General features: G+C 65.6%; 13 protein-coding genes. 6 read left to right on the top strand and 7 right to left on the bottom strand.

Annotated elements, in window-relative coordinates; genetic code table 11:
- Positions 1 to 31: 31 nt before the first annotated feature.
- The 7 genes from tssA to AC1Q6X_RS03870 are packed head-to-tail and all read right to left on the bottom strand — an operon-like array spanning position 32 to position 9,413.
- Entirely contained in the window at positions 32 to 1,078 is a 1,047-nt protein-coding gene (gene tssA, locus AC1Q6X_RS03900) for a type VI secretion system protein TssA (protein ID WP_492495252.1), read from the bottom strand.
- Between the two features lie 19 nt (positions 1,079 to 1,097).
- Positions 1,098 to 1,892: an OmpA family protein gene (locus AC1Q6X_RS03895; protein ID WP_492495250.1), complete on the bottom strand. Its 795-nt coding sequence runs from the start codon at positions 1,890 to 1,892 to the stop codon at positions 1,098 to 1,100.
- A 2-nt stretch (positions 1,893 to 1,894) separates the two neighbouring features.
- Positions 1,895 to 2,875, bottom strand: coding sequence for a type VI secretion system-associated protein TagF (tagF, locus tag AC1Q6X_RS03890; protein ID WP_230506123.1), 981 nt, complete (start codon positions 2,873 to 2,875; stop codon positions 1,895 to 1,897).
- Positions 2,872 to 6,768: a type VI secretion system membrane subunit TssM gene (tssM, locus tag AC1Q6X_RS03885; protein ID WP_492495403.1), complete on the bottom strand. Its 3,897-nt coding sequence runs from the start codon at positions 6,766 to 6,768 to the stop codon at positions 2,872 to 2,874. The genes tagF and tssM overlap by 4 nt, the downstream gene beginning before the upstream one ends.
- 46 nt (positions 6,769 to 6,814) lie before the next feature.
- On the bottom strand, positions 6,815 to 8,251 hold the full coding sequence (locus AC1Q6X_RS03880; RefSeq protein WP_492495248.1) for a hypothetical protein: 1,437 nt from the start codon (positions 8,249 to 8,251) through the stop codon (positions 6,815 to 6,817).
- Between the two features lie 31 nt (positions 8,252 to 8,282).
- Entirely contained in the window at positions 8,283 to 8,552 is a 270-nt protein-coding gene (locus AC1Q6X_RS03875) for a PAAR domain-containing protein (RefSeq protein WP_230506121.1), read from the bottom strand.
- Between the two features lie 15 nt (positions 8,553 to 8,567).
- Entirely contained in the window at positions 8,568 to 9,413 is an 846-nt protein-coding gene (locus AC1Q6X_RS03870) for a M15 family metallopeptidase (RefSeq protein ID WP_230506120.1), read from the bottom strand.
- A gap of 217 nt (positions 9,414 to 9,630) precedes the next feature.
- Here AC1Q6X_RS03870 and AC1Q6X_RS03865 point away from each other — a divergent pair, with 217 nt between their 5' ends.
- The 6 genes from AC1Q6X_RS03865 to AC1Q6X_RS03840 all read left to right on the top strand — a co-directional run bounded on the left by AC1Q6X_RS03865 (position 9,631) and on the right by AC1Q6X_RS03840 (position 22,024).
- Positions 9,631 to 10,395, top strand: coding sequence for a hypothetical protein (locus tag AC1Q6X_RS03865; protein WP_492495245.1), 765 nt, complete (start codon positions 9,631 to 9,633; stop codon positions 10,393 to 10,395).
- Complete coding sequence (locus tag AC1Q6X_RS03860) at positions 10,392 to 13,670, top strand: type VI secretion system Vgr family protein (protein ID WP_492495243.1); 3,279 nt, start codon at positions 10,392 to 10,394, stop codon at positions 13,668 to 13,670. Before AC1Q6X_RS03865 ends, AC1Q6X_RS03860 begins: the two co-directional genes overlap by 4 nt.
- A 55-nt stretch (positions 13,671 to 13,725) precedes the next feature.
- Complete coding sequence (locus tag AC1Q6X_RS03855) at positions 13,726 to 16,776, top strand: phospholipase D-like domain-containing protein (RefSeq protein ID WP_492495241.1); 3,051 nt, start codon at positions 13,726 to 13,728, stop codon at positions 16,774 to 16,776.
- 109 nt (positions 16,777 to 16,885) lie between these two features.
- Positions 16,886 to 18,160, top strand: coding sequence for a T6SS immunity protein Tli4 family protein (locus tag AC1Q6X_RS03850; RefSeq protein WP_492495239.1), 1,275 nt, complete (start codon positions 16,886 to 16,888; stop codon positions 18,158 to 18,160).
- A 122-nt stretch (positions 18,161 to 18,282) separates the two neighbouring features.
- The gene (locus AC1Q6X_RS03845) at positions 18,283 to 21,099 is read left to right on the top strand and encodes a type VI secretion system Vgr family protein (RefSeq protein WP_492495237.1); all 2,817 of its coding nucleotides are present in this window, start codon (positions 18,283 to 18,285) and stop codon (positions 21,097 to 21,099) included.
- Positions 21,086 to 22,024, top strand: coding sequence for a DUF4123 domain-containing protein (locus AC1Q6X_RS03840; protein ID WP_492495236.1), 939 nt, complete (start codon positions 21,086 to 21,088; stop codon positions 22,022 to 22,024). The genes AC1Q6X_RS03845 and AC1Q6X_RS03840 overlap by 14 nt, the downstream gene beginning before the upstream one ends.
- Positions 22,025 to 22,045: the final 21 nt, after the last annotated feature.

Raw genomic sequence — 22,045 nt, 5'->3', positions numbered from 1 at the left:
CAGGCGCGCCGCCAGAGTGTGAGCAGCGGTTTCAGCTGTTCTCGGGGGGCTGCACGCCCAGCAACTCTTCGATATGCGCCAGCGAAGCGGCGTCCTTGACCACCGAGCGCAGCCAGCTGTGCAAGTCCTGGTCGGCGGCATTGGCGGCCTTGTCGGCAAAATACGAGACGGGGCTGTGCGGCTCGGTGCGGCGGAAGAACTGCGCCACGGCGCGCAATTGCTCGATCGCCTGTGCGCGCGTGGTGACGGTGCCGGGCGGGCCGGCCGGGACCGCTGGCAGGGCCGGCGCCATCGTGCTTTCTGCAATGGCCGTACCGCTGGCCGTGGCAGGGACGGCGGCCGGTGCCACGCCGGCGCTGGAAGGCATTATGCGCAGCATCGCTTCGACGGCTTCGCGCGCCGTGGAGAAGGCCGGGCTGTCGTTCCCCAGCCGGGCGTCGACGACTCGTTCGAGCTTGCGCAGCGCTTCCAGGCAATCTTGCGCGTCGACGGCGAAGCTGGCGCAAAAGGCGGCCGAGTTGTTGCGCCGCGCCGCTTCCATATCGGATAACTTGACGCCCTCATGTTGCCTGGCGGAATCGCCCAGGCCGGCCTGGCGCCGCGCGGTCTCGAAATCGATGGTGGAAAAGGCGCCGCCCGGGCCGCCCGTGACGGGCACCTCGCGCAGCAGCGCAGGGATACGCGAGAGTATCCAGCTCAGGTTGCCGATGCGCTGCTCCTGGTCGCCGTCTTCCGCATCCGGGAACAGGCCCCGGTCCCAGAATTTTTCGCACAGCCCGGCCAGCACCAGCAAGCCTTCGGCCATGCCGCGCAGATGGTAGCGCTTGGCGCCCGCTTCGGTCAGCCAGACCGCCAGGCGCAGGTCCTTGCTGCTGCCGGCAAGCAGGCCGGCGCAGCTGCGCACGACGAAGTCCCAGTCGGCCTCTTTCAGGTCGGCGACCCATTCACCTTGGTCGAGCGTGGGGTCGTCGAACTTGCGCGCCAAAGTGATAGCGTCGAGTTCGGGCGAAAACGCCAGGTCCACGCCTGCCGGTTGTTCATTGCTGATCGGAAGTAATAATTGTTCGGCTGAAAACATGTGGTCCCCTGATGGATGATTATTGCGCCATGCGAAATTCAATGCGCCGGTTGCGGGCGCGCCCGTCCGCCGTGTCATTGCTGGCGATCGGCCGGTCGGAGCCCTGGCCCGATGCCGTCAGCAGTTCGCCGTGGATGCCTTTCGACGACAGGTAGAATTTGACGGCCTCGGCCCGCGCCTGGCTCAGGCTCTGGTTGCTGGCGCGCAAGCCTTGGTTGTCGGTATGGCCGATGATTTCCACTTTGCGGCCGGCCAGCTTTTGCATGGCGGCCGCCATTTCATCGAGGATGGCGCGGCCAGACGGCGTCAGCGCGGCCTTGCCGCTTTCAAACTCGATGGTGCGGTTGGCCAGGGTGTTGTCGAGCACGCCTTGCTCGCTGGCCGACACGCGCAGTCCATTGTTGACGGTGTAGGTGGGATTGAGGCTGGTGGCGATGTCGCTGGCGATCTTTTGCCGCTGCGCCTCGTTGGCCACTTCGCCGCGCACGCTGACGACGCTGCCGTCGATCTTCAGCTGGCCGCGGCTGATCTGCTTGAGGTTGGGCGACAGCAGCTTTTGCACATACGCATTCCAATTGGCGGGCAACACCACCTGGCCCACGGCGATCTGGTCGACCACCTTGTCGGCGCCGTACAGTTCGCGCAGGCGCGCCAGCACGGCGGCCTTGCTCGTTTCGTCGGGTACGGTGCCGCTGGCCAGCACCTGGCCTGGCTGCGGCGTGGCGGCCGTGGGTATCGATATGGGCGCTTGCGCTGAAGCGGACAGGGCGGCTAGCGCCATGCCGAGGAGGAGAACGATCCGGGATACGCGCATGGTCAGGTTCCGATAAAGGCGGCGCGCAAGGAATCGTGCGCCGATTTGAGCGAGAGGTTGGCTTGCGCCAGATAGGTCGACACTTTCTTGATCGCGTAGTCGTTGCCGACGTGTTCCTCGACCCAGTCCAGGTCGTCGAACGCGATATGGTGTTCCAGTGCCGCCTGCGGGTTCATCAGTACATGCAGGGTCTGCGCCGACGCGCCGGAAAATCCCAGCACCAGCGTCTGGCGGCCGCGCAGCCGCGTGATGAACAGCGCCAGCTCGAAGTCGGCACGCGCCAGGAAGGGCGTGATCAGGTGCATCCAGAACGCCGCCACCATGTTGCGGTAGAGCGGGTCGGCCGGCAGCGGCAGTTCCAGGCTCTTTTCCAACCGGCTGGAACTGCTGGCCATCACCGGCTGCAGCAGCAGGCCCAGCGCCAGCAGCACCTGCCGCACCGTGCCCGTGAAACCGGTGGGCGCCAGCAGCGCGTCGAGTTCACCCACGGTCTGCATGTCGAGGAAATCGTTGAAGGCGGCCTCATAGGCGGCGGCGCGCAGGTCGAGGTCGATACTGGCATGGCTGGCCGCGTGCAGCGCGCTGCCCGCATCGGGACCGCGCATGTCGTTGCTGAGCGCTTCGAAGCGGTTCCACAGGCGCGACAGCACCAGCGGGCTGTTGGCGACAAACGCGGCCGGCTGGTCCACTTCCATGGTGCTCATCATCAGGAAGGGAAAACGGCGCGACGAGGCATCGCTGCTGGCGGCGATATGGCCGGCGATGGCGCGTCCGCGGCGCGGGCCGATGAAGGCGAAGTGCATGGGCGGCAGCGCATCATAGGTCAGCTTCCAGCGCGCGTCGGCGCTGAGCAGGTCCATCGCCTGCGCCAGCCAGTCGTCGAGGATCTTCAGCAGGGCCGGGTTGTCGCTGGCCTTGACGAAGTCGCCGCGGCTGGGCAGTTTGCCGAAATAGCCGATGGGGGTGGCGGTGGTGCGGTTCATGGCGCGACGGCGGCATTGGCCGCAGCAGCGCCTGCCGGCGCGGGAGTATTGACGGCCGGCACGCTCTGGGCCACGATTTCCGGCAGCTTCAGGCCGCGGAAGCCCGCGGCGCCCGAGGCGGTGGCTGGCGCGACGGGCGGCGCCGGCGTGGCGACGATCTTCAGGTTGGCCGCGACGGTCACGCCGCTGTTTTCCCAGCTCAGTTCGAACACGCCGCCATCCTTGCGCTTGCGCTTGGCCGAATCGATCATTTTCTTCAGGCCGAAATGGCCAGGTTCGTTGAGCAACACGATCGTGCGGCCTTCCGGCGTGATGGCGCTGATGCGCGCGCCGGGCGTGCCTTGCGGATTCGGCCAGACCATATGGATCCACGGCTGCGGCTGGCCGCGCCAGCGCAGGGCTTGCCCATCGATCTCGATCGTGTACTCGGTGGCGCCGGTGGCGGCCAGCGCCTGCAGGTCGAAACGGGTTTGCGCTTCGCCGGCGCCGGCCGCCGTGGCCACGCCGTTGGCGCTGAGCGGAGCGATCCAGCCGGGGAAGCTGGCCACGACGGACGGCGCCAGGCCGATGCCCATGTTGGCCCAGGTCTTGGCGCTGAGTGAGTCGCCACGGCGCACCACCAGCGGGCCGATGGTGGTATTGAAGAACTTGGCGATGCTGCCTTCCGGTCCGAACACCTGGCCGATGTCGGCATTGCTGGCCTCGCTACCGGAGGCGGGCGAGAACGGATATTTGGGCGCCAGGGTTTTCTGGAACGGTTCGAGCACCTGCGCCAGCCAGACCTTGTTGATTTCCGTCTCGGTCGGCTTGATGATGACGGCAAACGTCTGCATCAGCGGGCGCACCAGCAGCGGCCGGATCGCCTGCTTTTGCGCATCGGTCATGCCGGTGAGCATCTGTTCATCCACGTATTTGAGCGCATCGGCCAGTTCGGAGCCGGTGCCGTCCAGCGTCTGCTGCATGAACTGCTTGGCGCCGGGACCCGTATCGCCCTGGTTCTTGATCTGGTTGAAGCGGGCGCGCAGCTTCGATAGCGCTTCCATGTAGCCGCGCATCAGCGAAGCGTCCTTGTCCTTGGTAACCACGAGGCGGGCCACGCCGGAAAACTCGCGGCCCACCGGCCCCATCGGCAAGGCGCCGGCGGCGGGCGCGCCCGTGCTGACGTTGACGGTGATGCCCGAGGGTTTCTGGCGCAGGATGGTTTCCTTGAACCAGCCCATCATGCCGCGCTGGGCACGCTGCAAGCCCTGGCCCAGCAGTGACGGGTTGTCCCATGAGGTTTCCTTGTACACCGTTTCGATCAGTTTGTTGATCGGCGAGGTTTGCGGATCGCCGAGCCGGTTCATGGCCGCCGCCGCGTTGTCGAAGCCGTTCAACTCGCGGATGCTGACGCCCTGGATGAATTTCTGCCATTCCCTGGCGTAGTCCGTCTTGTACAGTTCGACCAGCGCTTTCTGGATCTGCTCGGGGCTGCCTTCGAGAGTCAGGTCGTCCTTCGAGGCGGTTTTCAGCACCCAGTCGGCGCTTTGCAGTTCGCGGTTGGCTGCTTCCTGGAAGGATTGCTGGATGAATTGTTCCCAGGCGTCGCGCGTGAAGGTGCCGGGAATGGCGTAGCTGCCCAGCACCAGTTCCTTGTCCTGCTCGCCGACGATGCGCGCCACCGTCATCGAGGCGAAGCGTGTGGCGGCGCGCGCCTTGACGTCGGCGTACACGCGCTCGCGCGCCGGCATGCCCCGCACCACGCGGCGCAGGCTGTCGCGCGACTGCTCGACCAGCGCCAGCTTGCTGTCGATCTGCGGCCAGGACGGGTCATTGATCTGGGTCAGATAAAACGAAATCATGCGTTCGGCGCTGCGTATCATCTGCTCGCGCGGCATGCTGCCGCGGTTGCTGTCGAGCCAGACACGCCAGAAACGGGTCAGCTGGTCATTCAAGTGGCTCGCTTCGGCGCGCGACTTGTCGCTCAGCATCAAATAGGTTTTCAGCGCGTTATACGCATCTTCCACATTCGCCGGCGAGGCATCCTTGAACTGCTGCGCGCCCAGGTTGACGGCGGCGGCCGTGGCGGGCGGCGCGGCGGCAGGGGCGCTGGCCAGGGCCGGCGTCGGCGTGGCGGCCACGGGCGTGGCCAGGGTGCCGGCCGGCGCGGGCAGGGTGGCTGCCGCGCCGGCCGATACCGCGCCCGACTGCGGCGTGCTGGCCATCGGCTGCAAGCGGCTGGCGCCGGCGTTGACTTCGGCCAGGAAGGCTTCCAGCGATTGCGCGACCGGGCTGAGCATCACTTCACGCACGCCCGAGAAATACTCCTCGCGCAGTTTGCGCTCCAGCAGATCCCCCTGATACAGCCCCAGGCCCAGCGAGAGGGGCCGGCTGTTGCGGTAGGAATCGAGCTGCTCGATCCGGTCCTGCAGGATTTCCAGTGCTTCGAAGCGCGATTGCAGGTCGAGCCGCTTGTCCTGCACCTTGATCGCCTGGTCCAGGTCGGCCTGTACATTGGCCACCAGCTGGCGGTTGGCCATGTAGGACCAGCTCCAGCCGGCCAGCGCCAGGCCCACCAGCGCGGTGGCGGCAAAGAAGGTGGCGTAGCGCACGCGGGTCTTGGCTGGACTGGCGTACTGGGCGACGAGTTCCTTGTCGGCGAAGATCACCTTGCGGAACAGATTGAGCAGGAAATAGCCATGCTGGTCCTGCACCGCGTTGTGTTGCTGCGGCTGCAGTTTCAAGTCGAAGCGCTGCGCCACGCGTTCCGACGAGGCCGATACGGACACGCCTTCCTGCAGCGCGCTGGTAAAATAAAAGCCGCGCATGACGGGCTTGAACTGGAACGGGTTTTCCTCGAACAGGGTGGCGATGAAGGCCCGCAGCGCACCCTTGATCGCGCTGAATTCGAGCGGAAAGGTGAATACGCCCGGCGGCATGCGTTCGTTCTGCTGCAGCGCCATGCTGGCCAGGCTCAGCTCTTTCAAGCCGTCATACAGCTCGTCGAAACGCTGGTCGAACTGCTCCAGCACGTCTTGCCTGGAACTGGTCTGGCTGTAGGGCAGGGTGGCGCCCCATACCCGGTCGCGTTCGCCGCGTTCCGTGTCCTGGAAAAATTCGTTGAAACCGGTAATCAGGTCGGCTTTGGTGAACACCACGTAGACGGGCGCGTGCACTTCCAGTTTTTCCGTCAGTTCCTGTACCCGCTGGCGCAGGTTCTTGGCCAGGTTGATGGCGAATTCGGGCCGGCTGCCGGTCAGTTCGGCAATGCTGACGGCGATGATGATGCCGTTGATCGGCGCGCGCTTGCGGTGTTTTTTCAGCAGCGACAGAAAGCCGAACCATTCGGCGCGGTCTTCGTCGTTGACCGAATAGCGGCCCGCCGTGTCGAGCAGGATGCCGTCGGTGGTGAAGAACCAGTCGCAATTGCGGGTGCCGCCGATGCCTTGCACGATCTTGCTGTCGGCAAAAGGAAACTGCAAGCCGGAATTGGCGATCGCCGTGCTTTTGCCGGCTGCCGGATTGCCGATGATCATATACCAGGGTAATTCATACAGGGCCGCGTCGCCCGATAGCTGGCCCAGTTTGGACGTCTTGATGGTGCCGATCGCCTCGAGCATGCGTTTGCGGATGGCTTCGGTTTCCTCGCGCTGCGTGGGCCCCGCCTTGGGTACCGCGCCGGCCGTCTGCTGTTCCAGCATGCCGCCGAAGCTGGCGGCGTCGCGCTGGCGGCGCCTGCGCTGCAGCCACCATACCGCGCTGGCGACCAGCAGGACCAGCGCCAGCGGCGGCACGATCCATACCGGCGGCCATTCAAAGATGACGGCGCAACTGACCAGCAGCGCGGCCAGCGCCACGAAGCCGATGGCGAACAGGCTGAAACGGGTAGTAATGGAATGCCAGAATCGTTGCATCATAGTATGAGGGGCGAGAGGTTGATAGGCATGGTGGAGGAAGGAGTCATGTCGCGGCGAGGGATTCAAGGGCAAGGGCTTCCGGGCCCACCATCACGGCGGCCCGGTGGAAGGCGTCGAGGTTGCTCAGGCAGAGCACCTGGCTGGCATTCTCGGCCGCCTCGTGCCGCGCCAGCACCAGCGCCGCGAGGGTGGCTACATGGCCACTCTGGCCGCACGCCGCCGCCACGCTGAGTACGTCGTTGCTGAGATCGATATCGGGCAGCAGCGTGCCGGCATTGTTCATCAATTCGATCATGCGGCTCGAGCGCTGGTCGGCATCGGCGTAGAGCCGGGTGATCGTGGCCGGGGCGACAGACGCCGCCGCCATCGCCTTGCCGCCCAGCTCGGCCAGCAAGCTGGCATCGCCATGGCCGCGGCTGTCCGCCGACCGGCCGCGCACGGCCATGCTGGCCTGGTGCAGCAGTACCGGCGTGTCCACCTGCAGCGCCGCCGCCTGGGCCGCGTCGGCCAGCAACAGGCCGGCCGCGCCTTCGCCGGGAATCTGCCCGCCCGGCTGGCTGATATTGAACAGCAGCTCGCGCGCGGTCCAGTCATGCACGGTCAGCTCGCCGATATGGGAAGCGCAAGCCAGCACGATGGCCAGGCAAGGCAGTTCTTGCAAGGCCGCCTGCGCGGCCAGCTGTTCGATCAGCGCCAGCGGACCGCTGTCGCCGGCCAGGTGTGTACTGAGCTTGTCGGACGGCCAGCCTTGCTGTTCCGCCTGCGCGTGCAGCCAGGCGGCGCCCGTGTCGCGCTGCGGCTTGTCCCAATCGGACGGCAACAGCAGATGCAGTTGCAGGGTCGGCAGCGCGGCGCGCGCGCCCGTTTGCGCCGGCTTGTAGCCGTCGAGCGCCGTGTGCATCGCCGCTTCCTGCATCAGTTCGTTCAATACGCCGGCGCCCAGCGCCAGTGCGCGCAAGTGTTCGGCCTCGAAATGCGGCGCGCCATCCTGCGCCGTATCAGCCGGCCGGGTCCGCAGCCAGTCGTCCAGCAGTTCCTTCTGGCCGTGTTCATCGAGGTCGGCCACGCGGGCGCTCATCACGGGGTAGCCCTGCGCGTCGGTCAGTTCCGGATCGAGTTCGGGGCGCTGCTGCTTGTCCAGCAGCGCGGCCGCCAGTTCCGACGCCGAGTCGCCACCGGGCATGCGCAGCGCGGCGCCGGCCAGGTGCAGCGGCGCGCGCGGCGCAGCTTCATTAGCGGCCGCGTGGACGCCGCCATCGGCGGCATCGGCCGGCGCCGCTGCCGGCGTGGCCAGCCTGAGCAGCAGTTTCTTGCCCAGCCACCAGCTTATGAGCAGCACCAGCGGCAACGCCAGCATGGTGCCGGCCAGGTCGGCCGTCGACGGCATGCGCGTGCTGGTGCGCCAGTACCAGATTGCGCCGCCCCAGCATAAGGCGAACACGGCCAGTATCAGCAGGCTGCGCCGCAGCCACGGGCGCATCAGCGCGCTCCCTTGCAGTGGCGGCGGGACGTCATAGCTGATCCGTGGTGGCTTGCTGGCTGGCGATCAGCATCGCGCCGCAGCTGGTCTTGTCGCCGTGGCGGGCTACCGGCTTGCCGTCGACGATCCAGCTGGCGTCGCCGCTGACGATGGGGCAGGTGCCATGGCCTGGCAGCGGGCACGAGACTTTGTCGCCCACGCGCGCGATGCCGATGCCGCCGCTGTCCGACATCGCCGAGGCCTCCAGGACGCTGCCGCCATGCGATGTTTTATCGCCCAATCTGATTACGGGACCAGCCATATGTGCTCCTTCCAGTCATCGTTGTTTTTTCATGACACCCGGCATGCGCAGTTCGGTGTGGCCGAAATCCATCATTTTCCAGCGGCCGCCCCAGGTCATGCCGACCGATTCGGCCACTTCGCCATACAGCTGGTAGCCGCGCATGGCCCAGGGATCTTTTTCCGAGATCACCAGTTTGCCGTCGCGTAAAAATGCGCAATCGGCGGCCAGGCCATACTGATGCCAGCTCTGGAACGCGGCCGCATTGGTGACATTGCTGCCCATGCCGGCCAGCATGTTTTGCCGCTCCGGGCTGCGGTAGCCTTCCAGGATGGCCATGTCGTAGCCATGTTTTTCCTTCATGATCTTGAACACCAGCAACAGCCTTTGCGCGTATTCGGCATTGAGCAGCGTCCAGTTGCGGCTGGCCGATACCAGCATCGGCCGCACCTGCTGCACTTCCTCGGTGGCGAACACCAGCGGCGGCAGGTCTACCGGCGGCACCAGCTGTTCGCCTTGCAGCAGTGCCGACACCTGCGTATTCATTTCGCGCGTCGAGACCTCGTAGCCGCCCAGCATGTTCTTGCTGCCTGCAAGCAAGGCGATTGCCGGCGGCAGGCAGACCACCGCCGCGCCGCCCAGGAACAGCAGGTAATGGCGGCGCACGAATGCAGCGCTGCCGAGCAAGGTGCTGGCGCCGCCACGGCGCAAGGTGTCGAGGCCGGCGTTCGTGCGCCGGGCCAGCCGATCGCGCCGCGCCGCCAGGCCTTGTTCAGCCGTCGCAAGCGCCCGCAGCACCAGTTCGCGACCGGATGGAAACAGCGCCAGCCAGCTGATCAGGCATGCGAGTAAAAAATAGAGTGCCACCGCCAGTAAAAACACGCCCGCTCCGTTCGAAAAAAGGCGCCATGCATGGGCAGTGGAATGCCGCGGTGCCAGCGTTTGCGCTAATATTGCCTCGGAGTATATCTTACTAACTTGCTAAGTACAGGGGCTATGTTTCAATTGTGCGCCGGGTCGGTACTGTTGATTTCCTAACATGCGTCACGCTTTTTTTTATTGTCGTAAGGTATTGTAAATATTGACAGGAGTTAAAATTTTGCGAAGCAATGACGACAGCCCAAGGCCATCGACACGGCCCAGCTTATTGACGCCCGCGCAGCAGGCCGAGGCCGACCGTAGCCGTATCCTGAACCATCTCGAAGGTGGCCGTCGGCCCGCGCCCGTGCCGCATGGCGGCCGTCGCACCGGCCGCTGGACCGTCTGGGGCGGCATGGTGGCCGGCGCCTTGCTGTTGCTGGCCACCGGCGCCTGGCTGGGGCAGCGCGACACGGCGGCGCAGGCCGAACCGGCGCTGGCCAGCACGGCGCCAGTGCCGGACGCACCGGCGGTGGCCGCCGCACCCGCCGCCGCCGCGGCCAGCATACGCGAGGAGGAGCAGCAGGCACTGCCGCAGCAGAGCTTGAGCGAAATGCTGGGCGCAGGCATGCCAGTCCCTGCGCCCGTGCCGGGCCCCAGGGATGTGCTGAGCAAGGCGCTGGAAAGCCCGCAGAAGAGCACGCCCAGGCCGGCGCGCGCACCGCAGAAAAAACCGCCCGCCAAAACGCTCAAGCCGGCTGATCCGGCCAAGCCCGCCGCCACGCCGGAACAGGAGAGCGACGTGGCCCTGCTGGCCGCGCTGGTATCGCATGCCCAGGCGGGCACGCCGCCCAGGAAAGCACCGCCCAGCCTGCAAACCCAGTTACAACAATGCAGCAAATTGAAACCGGCGGCGGCCGATAGCTGCCGCCAGAGAACCTGCGCCGGCCGCGTCGACAAGCCCCTGTGCAAGGCGGCCAGGGTTGCGGCGAAAGGCGCGCGATGAGCGCAGCGCTGCTGGACCAGGTGGGCGCCGCGCTGGGCGCGTTCTCCAGCATCACGCGCTTGTACGAGCTCAAGTTTGAAGACGACAGCGCGCAAGAGACTGCGCCCCTGCTGGTGGAAGCGTTCGCCAGCGACGAGCGGCTGCAGGAAGTCGGCGCGCGCGACATCATCGCCTTGTCCACCAGCGCCCATGTGCCGCTGGCGTCCCTGCTGGGCCAGCCTGCCAGCCTGCAGGTCAGCCTGGCCGACGGCACGCGCACGTCCTTTTCCGGCTACATCAGCGCCGCCGCCATGCTGGGCAGCAATGGCGGACTGGCGCGCTACCGGCTGCGCCTGACGCCTTGGCTGTGGCGGCTGGGCCAGGTGCGTAACAGCCGCGTCTGGCAAGACAAGACCGTGATCGAGATCGTCGAGTCCGTGTTCCAGTCTTATGCCCCGGCGGCGCTGTGGCGCTGGAGCGACGAGGTCGCGTCGTTCATGCAGGAAGCGGGCGAACGCAGCTATTGCTGCCAGTACCGCGAGTCGGATTTCGATTTCGTGCGCCGGCTGCTGACGGAAGAGGGGCTGGCCTGGCGGTTTGACGGTCAGACTTTGCTCGTCTTTGCCGATAGCAGCCAGGCTTGCGCCACGCCCGAGGACGCCAGCAGCGCGCAAGGCGGCGGCTTGCGCTTTCATGGCGCGCGCGTCGGCGAGCCGGGCGACAGCGTGCAAGCCTTGCGCGCGCGGCGCAGCCTGCACGTCGGGCTGAGTAGCGTGCTCAGCTACGATTACAAGGCGAAAAAGGCGGTCGCCGCCAGCGTGCCGACGAATAGGGTGCTTGGCGGCAAGAACGCGCCGCTGCTGGAAAGCTACGACACACCGGGCCAGTACTGGTATGCGAATGGCGCCCAGGCGCAGCGCTACGCCCGCTTGCAGATGCAGGCCCACGAAGCGCGCGCCCAGCTGTGGCAGGCACGCTCGACCGTGCGTACCCTGCGCGCCGGCACGCGCTTTAGCCTGACGCAGGGACCATTGCAGCCAGCCGACGGGGCCGCGCCCGAGTATGTCGTGCTGCGCGTGGCCAGCATCGGCGTCAACAACCTGCCGCTGCCGGCGCTGGAAGGACTGGCGGAACTGTTCGGCCCGATACCGGAATTGCTGGAAGAAACAGTGGCGCAGTGGGGCGCAGGGTTTCCCGATGTCGCCGCCGCGATCGCCCAGGCGCAAGCCAGCGGCTACGCCAACTGCATCGATATGCTTGCCGCGGCAACGCCGTGGCGTCCGGCGCACGATGACGGCGAGGCGCGTCAGCATGCCACGCCGACCGCGCCGGGCAGCCAGAGCGCCATCGTCGTCGGCGCCGACGGCCATGACGCGGCCAGCGGCGCCGATGAGATTTACTGCGACAAGCTGGGCCGGGTGCGCATCCGCTTTCACTGGCAGCGGGAGACGGGCGCGACCTGCTGGGTGCGCGTGGCGCAGCGCGCCGCCGGCGGCGGCATGGGCAGCCAGTTCCTGCCGCGCATCGGCCAGGAAGTGTTGGTGCAGTTCCTGGAAAACGATATCGACCGGCCCGTCATTATTGGCGCGCTGTACAACGGCCAGGGCGAGGGCGGCACCGTACCCACGCCGGGCGGCATGGCGCGCGATCAGAGCGACGCCGGCGTGTTCCAGCCGGCGCACGACCACGCCATCGCGGGCCAGGGCAATGTGGCGGGCGGCAACAGTCCGCTGTGGCATGGCGCCGCGGGCGCCAGCGCGGCGCACCGCAATGGCGCGGCGCAGTGGGGCATCCGCAGCAAGGAATTCGGCAAGGCGGGCAGCGCGGCCGGCTACAACCAGCTGCTGTTCGACGACACCGACCAGCAGGGCCGCATCCAGCTGAAAAGCAGCCACGCGGCTAGCGAACTGAGCCTGGGCCACCTGATCCACGGCGCCGACAACTACCGGGGCAGCCTGCGCGGCGCCGGCGCCGAGTTGCGCACCGACGCGTATGGCGCCGTGCGGGCGGGTGCCGGCCTGCTGGTGTCGAGTTATGTCATCAATCACAATGCTGGCGCGCGCGACCCGGCCGGCGACAATGCGCCCGGCATGGCGCTGCTCAAGCAGGCGGCCAAGCTGGGCGAGACCTTCAGCCAGGCGGCCGTCACGCACCAGGGCGTCGCCTATGCGGCGCACCTGGGGGCGACGGCGCCGGGCAGCAGTGCGCTCGACGCCAAGGCCGCGCCGTTGCCTGCTTTTCTCGCCAGCGCCTCGGGCATGCTGAGCCGCGAGAGCGTGGCCGCCGCCCGAAGCGACGCGGCCGGCAAGCCCACTGCGCCGGCCGACGACAAGCTGCCGCACAGCAGCGACGCCATCCTCGCCGTGGCGGCCAAGGCGGGGCTGGGCGTGGTGGCCGGCCAGGATATCCAGCTGGCCAACGGCGAAACGGTATCCCTGATGAGCGGGCTCGACACGCAGTTCACCAGCGGCGGCACATGGCGATTGCACACGGGCCAGGCGATCGGCTTGCTGGGCGGCGTGGTCAAGCCGGGCGAGGGCGAGCTGGGCATGCAGCTGGTGGCGGCCAGCCAGCCGATCGAGGTACAGGCCCAGTCCGACGAGATCAAGGTGCAGGCGCGCGAAGAGGTCAACGTCGTCAGTGCCAACGCGCACATCGATTGGGCGGCGGCGAAAAGCATCCGCCTGTCGACGGCGGGCGGGGCCAACATCACCATCGAGGGCGGCAATATCACGATCCAGTGCCCGGGCAAGATGACCGTGTTTGCGGGCAAGAAAAGTTTTCTTGGGCCGCAAGGGCTCGGCTATCCCTTGCCGCGCTTGCCCCGTTCCGAGCTGGCGTTGCGGCCCTTGAAATTCATGCTGCGCCTGGCCGACACGCCAGGGCTGAAAGGCCATGCGCTGGCGCACACGCCGTGGAAGATCACCCATGGCGCGCAGCCCGACGGCATGGATTTCATCGACGGCGACAAGCTCGTCGCGCAGGGCAAGACCGATGCATCCGGCAACATCAAGCTCAGCGATGAAGAGGAAAAAAAGCTCGCCGCCGTCTATGCGAGCAATCCGGACCATACGTGGATCGTGTATCCGGGCCACAGCGTGCGGCTGAACGTGGAAACCGAATCGCCCGACTGGACCGACAAGGAAAAGCTGTTCCATGCGATGCAGGCGGCGGACTTCAGCGCCGGGCGCTACGGCACCATCTTCGAGGCGGCCGCGGCGCCGCAGGCGCGCTATGCGAAAGAAGCGCTGGCCTCGCTTACCCTGAAAAACATCTTGCCGAAGGTGAAAGTCTGATGGTGACGATTTCATTCCCGGCACGCCACCTCGGCGATCGACAGCGACATGCGTCATGACACATAAAAATATCTCCCAACTGACGGCCAAGGACGGTACGCCGAGCGCGCCGGCAACCTCGGCGCCCGGCTGTTTCGTGCACGATGGCGAGGAGCTGCCCAATTTTCCCAAGCAAAAGTGGGGCAGTATCTTTTCCGAACAGCAAAAGGGCAACCGCGTTGAGTTCTATGTGACTGGCGAAGAGTATTTCACGGCCGTGGCGAAGGCCATCGAAGGCGCCAAGAAATCGATTTTCATTACAGGCTGGCAAGTAAATTTCGATGTGGAACTGACGGCGAGCAAGACCCTGTTCGAATGCCTGGAAACGGCCATCAGTAGCCCCGCCGCGCCGACAGTGTATGTCATGCCGTGGCTTTCGCCCAAGGTCGGGGTCGACACGGGCGACTTCGAAACCGTGCTGGCCATCTTCCAGCTCAATGCCGGCGTCGGCGGCCCCGCCAAGGCATTCGCCTTGCCGGCGATCGCCCAGAGCGACATGGAAGGGATGCTGGGCATCGGCTTTTCGCATCACCAGAAACTGGTTGTGATCGACGATGAACGCGCGTTTGTCGGCGGCATCGACCTTGCCTATGGCCGGCGCGACAATGGCAAGTTCGCCCTCAGCCACGGCACGCGCAAGGGCAATGAGGTCTACAACACCTGCATCCCGGCCATCGAGCCCATGAGCAATGAAGCGCAAACGGCGTACCTGACGCGCGCGGAACTGCTGGCCGGCTGCATCGGCGGAAAAGTCGGTGGCGCGGCCGCGTTTGCCACCTCGGCCACGGCCGCGCCGATCGCCGTCGCGCTCGACGTGGTGCAGGGCGCCAAGGATGGCATCGCCCGGGTATCGAAGAATCTTTCCGCGAAATGGAAGGCGATCGACCTGATGCCCGATTTTATCGGCAAGCTGCAGGACATACCGATCGACGTCGCGCAGGATATGTCGCGCTGGGCTTACGGCCAGCTCGACAAGGGCTTGCGCGACAAGGTCGATGGCGTGCGCACCACGGGCAGCGCGCATGTGATCGACGGCGGCACGGCGCTGATGTCGTGGCTGAACGCGGGCTCGCTGAACAAGCTGCCGCCCGAATTGCGCAGCGGCACGGCCAGGCTGATCGAAACGTTCGTGATCGGCGTCCTCACTTATCTGTCGACCCTGGCCGACGCGCGCCCCACGCGCTATGAAAACCTGAAAAAACTGCGCAAGATCATGCCGACCGGGGCCAAGACCTTCGCCGCGACGCAGCCGCGCATGCCGTGGCACGATGTGCATGCGGCGATCGTCGGGCCCTCGGTCAGCGACTTGAGCCGCAATTTCATCGAGCGCTGGAATGGCATTGCCCAGCGCTATGAAAAATCGTACCAGGCCAGCGTGCCGCCGGCGCTGGTCAAGATGTTCCAGGCGCTGGGCATGTCCGGCACGCCCAGGCTGGTCTTGCAGCGCATCGCCGCCGCGCCGCCGAATACGCATGCGCAGCCGGGCGACGCCTGGGTGCAAGTGCTGCGCAGCGCGCCGATGACCTTGCTCAAAGACGAAATGGCGGCGCATGCGCGCAAGGGGCAGCCGGCGGCCAGGCCGGCATGGCCGCAGAACAATTGTCTGAAGGCGATGTTGACGGCGATTAACGGCGCGCAGAAATTCATGTATATCGAGGGCCAGTTTTTCCAGTCTGAATATGGCAGCGATGAAAGCAAGACCAGGCCGCTGTCCGGTCCGATGGCGGCCCTGCTCGACATCAGCAAGTCGCCGGCCTATGAAAAGTATGCGAAGCAGCTCGGCGTCTATGGCGTGCCGCCGGCACAGATGATCGACAAGCTGGTCTGGTCGCAGATCGACGATGTCAAGGCCGACATTGCCGGCGGCGGCAGCGATTTCATGGCCGATCTGTTCAATGTGATGAGCAACTACGCCGATATCACCTCGACCCGCATGATGGGCAAGGAGGAGCCGGGCATTCTGAATCCGATCGGACTGGCATTGTCCCAGCGCATCGAACGCGCCATCAACGATGGCTTGCCCTTCCATGTGTACATGGTGCTGCCGGTACACCCGGAAGGCACTCTCGACACCCTCAACATCATGACACAGCTGCATCTGACGATGCAGTCGCTGGTGTTCGGCAAGGATAGCCTGGTCAACCGGATCAGGCGCGCCATCCTGGTGCGGGACCTGCGCAAGAGCAAGAAACTGGATGCGGACGAGGCCAAGAAAACCGTCGCGGGCTATGCGACGGACCGGCTTGCCGAATTGGCCGGCGACAAGTGGACCAGCTATTTGACCTTGCTCAATCTGCGCTCGTGGGAAACGCTGGGCAAGCGCCATGTGACGGAGCAGATCTATGTGCACTCCAAGCTGCTGATCGCCGACGACCGGGTGGCGATCCTGGGCAGCGCCAATATCAACGACCGCAGCCAGCTGGGCGGACGCGATTCGGAACTGGCGGTCGTCGTCAGGGATGACCATCAGACCGACGTCGCGCTCGACGGTGTCGATAGCGACAAGGTCAGCGTCAACGTGCATGACTTGCGGGTGCGCCTGTGGAAGAAACTCTTTGGCCTGACCGATGGCGCCACCCCGGCCAAGGACTTGATCAAGCACCTGCTGCATCCGGCGGCCCCGGACACCTGGGAAGCGATCCAAAAAGTGGCGCTGGCCAATGCGGAAGCGTATGCCAAGGCCTTCGCCTTCCTGGCGCGTCCAAGCGGCAAGCCCAGTTCGATCTGGCCCACGTGGAACGCCAGGACGCGCAGCCTGCAGCACTACATGCCGTTCCACGAGCGTTTCTGGCGCGATGCCGATATCTTGCGCGATGAATCGCATTCCTGGGAGGCGCAATCGCGCGCGCCCGAATCGGCTCCCGTGGGCGTGCAGGGTTTCATCGTGGCCTTGCCGGTCACCTGGACGGCGGGCGAAAACAATATTTCAGGCATGAATCTGACCCTGCTGGCCCATCAGGAGAAGAAACCGCTGCACGATGCCGACCATTCCTTGACGCAAGAAACCTATGCCCAAGTTGAATCAGGCAGGCGCCTGCCAGCCGGGCAGCGCGAAAGCTCGGCTTGACGAACGCTGTATTTTTTGAGTGATACCCATGACGATAGTTGGTCTTCCGCATTTTTCCGCACGCCATCTCGCCGCTCTTCTGCTGTGTGCCGGAGCGCATGGCGAAGGCATGGCCGCCAAGCAGGCCGATCCGGCGGCGCCGTCGCGCAAGCCCACCGCGCAGGAGCTGGCGCAAGCGACGGCGCCCGGGTACGTGACGCCGGCCGGCATGGCGCGCGAATGCCTGGGGCGGCTGGTGTTCGACGTGCATGCGCCGGTACAGTGGCCGACCCGCTACAGGGACGCGTCCGACACGGGCATCTTTTACCGCTCGTTCAGCGAACAGGTATTTCACCAGGGTGATGAGATACAGGTCGGCAATGTCCGCATCGGCGTGCTGGGTCCGTTGAGCAAGGAAGACCTGGCCGCCTTGCGGGAAGCCTTGCCGCAACCCAGGATCGACAGCCTGCGGGCGCTGCTCAGGGACGATGAGGCAGAACTGGCCGAATTGAAAGGCCAGCCCGCCGATGCCAGGACCCGCCAGGCGAGCTACCTGGCGCAGAAGTCCGTCACAGGCCGGCAGGCGCAGCTCAAGGAACTGCAAAGCAACTACCAGACATTTGATTCCGGCCTGCCCGACAGCGAAGGCTACCGCACCAGCGAAGGTTCGGGAACGATCAATCCGACGCGCTATTCCATCTATCGCAGCCACCTGAAACGCGGCGACTATGTCTATGTGTTTGAATCCATGGAGGAAATACGCGGCCAGGACAGCGTGGCGCTCCACGGTCAGCGCTTTACCCGCTTCCTGAAAAGATTTCGCCCGCGCGCCGCCGGCGAGGTGCCGAAAGAGCTGGGCTTGTGCATCCCGCATGGCTTCATCGCCGACGACGGCAAGACCATCAGCAGCATCAAGCAGTCGCTGCGCTGGCCGGATGCGCCGGGCGTGCTGTATACGATCAGCACCGGCAACGTCGACCCGCGCGCCTTGAAAGTGCCGCTGGTCCAGGCGGCCGCCACCGGCGGCATCGGCCAGTTCGGCAGCCGCGGCGAACAGGAAGCCCAGCCTTTCATCGTCGAACGCATCGCGCCCCGTAGCGCCCGCATCGGCGCGCTGACGGCGCAGCAGGGCGGCGTGGCGCTGAAGGTGAGCCGGCCGGGCAGCGCGCCGTTTGAAACCTATGCGGTATTTACCGGTTACGCGGGATGGCTGGGCACGGCGGTGTTGCCCTACATTCTGATCGAACTTGGCAGCCGCAGCATGGAGCAGGCGCCGGAACTGAAGCAGAATCCGCCGCCGTTCAAAACCAGCTACGCGCGCCTGGAAACCTTGTTGAAGAGTACGCATTTGCGGCCGACCGAACCGGCCATGCCGGAATTACGCGGTCTGCAGGGCGCGCAGTGATGGATGCGGTCCCGATTTCAATCGAATCACTCTTGCTATAACGAAATTTCTAGGGTGTAATGCCTTGATAAAAGTGCTTATTTACTAATTTTTTGCGGGAAGCCGCGTGATGGAGTTTACGGATGTCGATGTCCTTGCCCGCCAGTTTCACGCAAGCGAACAGATTGTTGCAGCTGACCACGCCCCTCGGTGCCGACCGCCTGCTGGCCGAATGCGTGCGCGGCGAGGAAGGCCTGAGCACGGGCTTCGTGTTCCAGATCGCGGCCCTGTCGACCGACGCGGGCATTTCGCTGCGTACCCTGATCGGCCAGCCGGCCTTGCTGCAATTGCTAACCTCCACCAGCGCCGCCGCGCTGCGCCCGTTCCACGGCCATATCACGGGTGTCGAGCTGGCCGGGGCGAACGGTGGCATGGCGCGCTATCACCTGACCATCGAACCGTGGAGCACCTTTCTCGCGCACGGCCGCGATAGCCGCGTGTTCCAGGACATGACGGTATTCGACATCCTCGACGCGCTGTTTGCCGCCTACCAGGGACAGGGCAAGCTGGCGCCGGCCTGGCGTTTCGATATTCTCGACCGCGCGGCATATCCGAAGCGCAGTCTGAGCACCCAGTATCAGGAAAGCGACTGGGCCTACGCCCAGCGGCTGATGTACGAGGAAGGCCTGTTTTACTACTATGAACACAGCGGCGATCCCGGCAGCCCCAGCCTGGGCAGCCACTGTCTGGTGATCGCGGACCATAACGGCGCATTCAAGCCCAATGCCCAGGGCAGTATCAATTTTACGCAGCCAGGCGCCGTCATGAAGGTCGACAGCATCGACCGCTGGCGCACCGAATTGCGCCAGCAGACCAATGCCATCGAAATGGGCAGCTGGGATTACCGCTCGCTCGACCAGCGCGTTGCCAGCGCGGCGGGAGCGGGGGGGCCGGCGCAGGGCGTGGAGCTGCTCAGCCGCGACGCGCCCGGCGCCTATGCCTACGCTTCGCGCGAGCAGGGCCAGCGCATCGCGCGCAACCAGCTGCAGGCGCTCGAAGCGGGCAAGGAGGTTCACGTGGCGGCCGGTACCGTGCGTACCTTGTCGCCGGGCACCACGTTTGTCCTGCAGGGACAGCCGGTGTGCGACCAGGCCGGCAGCGACGCCGACCGCACTTTCCTGGTCGTGCGCACGGTCCACTTGATGCACAACAACCTGAGCGCGGATCTGCAGTCGTCGATCCTGCAAACGCTCAAGACGGGCCTGCTCGATGCGGCCATCCGCAAGGAGCACGCCGGCAGCCTGCATCGCATGCCCGCGCTGCTGGGCGCCATTGCCGAGCGGCCCCTGTACCGCAACCGCATCGACGCCATCCGCAGCAATACTCCCTATCGCGCCAGCGGCAAGGACCAGCATGGCTGCTTGCTGCATCCGCGCCCGACCGTGCATGGACAGCAGACGGCCGTCGTGGTGGGGCCGGCCGGCGCCGTGATTCACACCGACCGCGACCACCGCATCAAGGTGCAATTTCACTGGCAGCGCGGCGTCATGAGCCACAGCCGCCTCGAGCATCCGCAAGGCGGCGGGCATACGGGCGCGCCGGGCGACGACAGCGCCGGTACCTGGGTGCGCGTGGCCTCGACCATGGCGCCGGTGGCGGGCGCCAACTGGGGCGGCCATGCGCTGCCGCGCATCGGCCAGGAAGTATTGATCGATTTTCTTGAGGGCAATATCGACCGGCCTGTCGTCATCGGCGCCGTCTACAACGGCCAGGGCACGGCCGATGCCCAGAATAACCGCGTGGCGCATGGCGCGGGACCGGCCACCGGCAACGCGCCGGCCTGGTTTCCCGGCGAAGCGGGCGCGCATGCCCACCCGGCCGCGTTGTCCGGCATCAAGAGCCAGGCCATGCAGGCCAGCCAGCAGGGCGGCGCGGCGTACAGCCAGCTGGTGTTCGACGACAGCCCGGGCCAGCCGCGCGTGGCCCTGCAGCGCCATGCCGGCGCACACCAGGGCACTGCCGAGCTGAACCTGGGGCACCTGCGCCATCAGACGGACAACCAGCGGCTGGCCGCCGCCGGCTTCGGCGCCGAGCTGAAAACCGAGCACAGCGCCGCGCTGCGCGCGGGGCAGGGGTTGCTGCTGTCGACCGACGGGCGCACGAACGCCAGCGGCACGCAGATGGATAGCAAGGAGGCGACGGCCCAGATCGAGCAAAGCCTGGCCCTGCTGACCTCGCTTGCCGAGACGGCGCAAAAGCACAAGGCGGTGCTGGACGGCGGGCAAGGGAAGGCCGACGCGGCGCCCGACACCTTGCCGGCGCTGAAACGATTGGCGCACAGCATAGAAATGCTCAAGGGCGCGGAAGGCGCTGGCGACAGCCAGGCCACGGCCTATGGCGCGCCGCAGCTGCAATTGTCCAGTCCGGCCGGTATCGCCGCCACAACGCCGCTCAATGCGCTCTTTGCCGCCGGCAATACCAGCAGCATCGCGGCTGGCCAGGACATCAACTTCGGCGCGCAAGGCAACCATTTTCATGCGATCAGTTCCGGCATCAGCCTGTTTACCTACGGCAAGGCCAGCAAGGCCGACAAACCGAATCAGGAAACCGGCATCCGTCTGCACGCGGCCAGCGGCAAAGTCAGCACCCAGAGCCAGTCCGATGAAACAAAATTAACCGCAGACAAGGCCGTGACCGTGGCCAGCGTCAGCAAGAGCGTCAACGTGAGCGGCAAGCAGCATGTGCTTCTGACGGTGCAGGGCGCCTACATCAAGCTCGAAGGCGGCAATATCGAGATTCACGGCCCCGGCAAGATGGAATTCAAGGCCGGCATGAAGGAGCTCACGGGGCCGGCCAGCGCCAGTCCTGCACCCTTGGCCTTGCCGATAGGAAAATTGAAAGGCTGTGCACTGAAACTTCTCGATGCCACGCAGGCGGGAGCGGCCAGTGTCAAACGATAAAGCGCCATCGCCGGCACTGTCTCCGGCCGCGGTACCGACGGCGCGCGCCGATGAAGTGCTCTACAACGTGGCCCGCGGCTATGACAGGACCTTCGTCCTGATCGACCAGTTCATCGACAATCCTTTGCGCGAGGCGATTGCGGCCCTGTCGCCGCCCGCGGCCAGCGTGCTGCTCGATGACCCGATCTTCGAGGATGACCTGCAGCGCGCGCCGATGCTGCTCGCCTTGTCCAATCAGTTGCCCGAGCACTATGCGCTGGTCGAGCACAGCCTGAAGCTGGCGCAAGAGCAGCATGCCGAACCTGGCGCGGTGCCCGGCATCTGCGCCTGGCTTTTTAGCAATGCGCCCCTGGCGCGCCTGCGCAGCGCCATGCTGGCGCGCCTGAATGTGCGCTATCCGTCCGGCGAAGCCGTCTACCTGCGCTATTTCGACCCCCGCGTCATGCCGCATCTGGCAAGACTGTTGCCGCCGTCTATCGCGGCAGGCACGCCGGGGTACAGCAGTTTTGCCGATCTGCTCGGTCCTGTGGAGACCTGGTTCCAGCTCGATCGCGATGGGCAGCTGATCCGGCATGGCCATGCGCAGCTGGTGTCGGCAGTACAAGACGTTCCCCTGCGCATCGATGAGCCAACCACGCAGGCGATGGACCGCATCGAGCAGATCAACCTGGTAGTACGCATCCTGCGCGCAAGGCAAACGCCAATCGGCGCCGGCATCGATGCGCAGATCGACCGCTATCTTGTCGACAGCGCAAATGCGGGCCTGGCGCAGGCGGATGATCAGATCGCCTATGCCTGGCGCGCCGTCGAACACGGCCAGGCATTCACCTTGCACCCCGCCCTCGGGGAACTGATGCGGATGGCCGCCACGCAAGGCTTGCCGCTGGACATAGTATTAAATGCCCGTCTTCATTTCCTGGCTTGATGCCCAGCAGGATGAACGCGC

Source organism: Janthinobacterium sp. GW823-FHT06H09 (assembly GCF_058794735.1).
This window is presented reverse-complemented; position numbering and strand designations above follow the sequence as displayed.

What these genes read in the sequence shown, in the direction of transcription:
- tssA (WP_492495252.1), bottom strand. Translation starts at nt 1,078, where the DNA reads ATGTTTTCAGCCGAACAATTATTACTTCCGATCAGCAATGAACAACCG.
- AC1Q6X_RS03895 (WP_492495250.1), bottom strand. Translation starts at nt 1,892, where the DNA reads ATGCGCGTATCCCGGATCGTTCTCCTCCTCGGCATGGCGCTAGCCGCC.
- tagF (WP_230506123.1), bottom strand. Translation starts at nt 2,875, where the DNA reads ATGAACCGCACCACCGCCACCCCCATCGGCTATTTCGGCAAACTGCCC.
- tssM (WP_492495403.1), bottom strand. Translation starts at nt 6,768, where the DNA reads ATGCAACGATTCTGGCATTCCATTACTACCCGTTTCAGCCTGTTCGCC.
- AC1Q6X_RS03880 (WP_492495248.1), bottom strand. Translation starts at nt 8,251, where the DNA reads ATGCGCCCGTGGCTGCGGCGCAGCCTGCTGATACTGGCCGTGTTCGCC.
- AC1Q6X_RS03875 (WP_230506121.1), bottom strand. Translation starts at nt 8,552, where the DNA reads ATGGCTGGTCCCGTAATCAGATTGGGCGATAAAACATCGCATGGCGGC.
- AC1Q6X_RS03860 (WP_492495243.1), top strand. Translation starts at nt 10,392, where the DNA reads ATGAGCGCAGCGCTGCTGGACCAGGTGGGCGCCGCGCTGGGCGCGTTC.
- AC1Q6X_RS03855 (WP_492495241.1), top strand. Translation starts at nt 13,726, where the DNA reads ATGACACATAAAAATATCTCCCAACTGACGGCCAAGGACGGTACGCCG.
- AC1Q6X_RS03850 (WP_492495239.1), top strand. Translation starts at nt 16,886, where the DNA reads ATGGCCGCCAAGCAGGCCGATCCGGCGGCGCCGTCGCGCAAGCCCACC.
- AC1Q6X_RS03845 (WP_492495237.1), top strand. Translation starts at nt 18,283, where the DNA reads ATGTCGATGTCCTTGCCCGCCAGTTTCACGCAAGCGAACAGATTGTTG.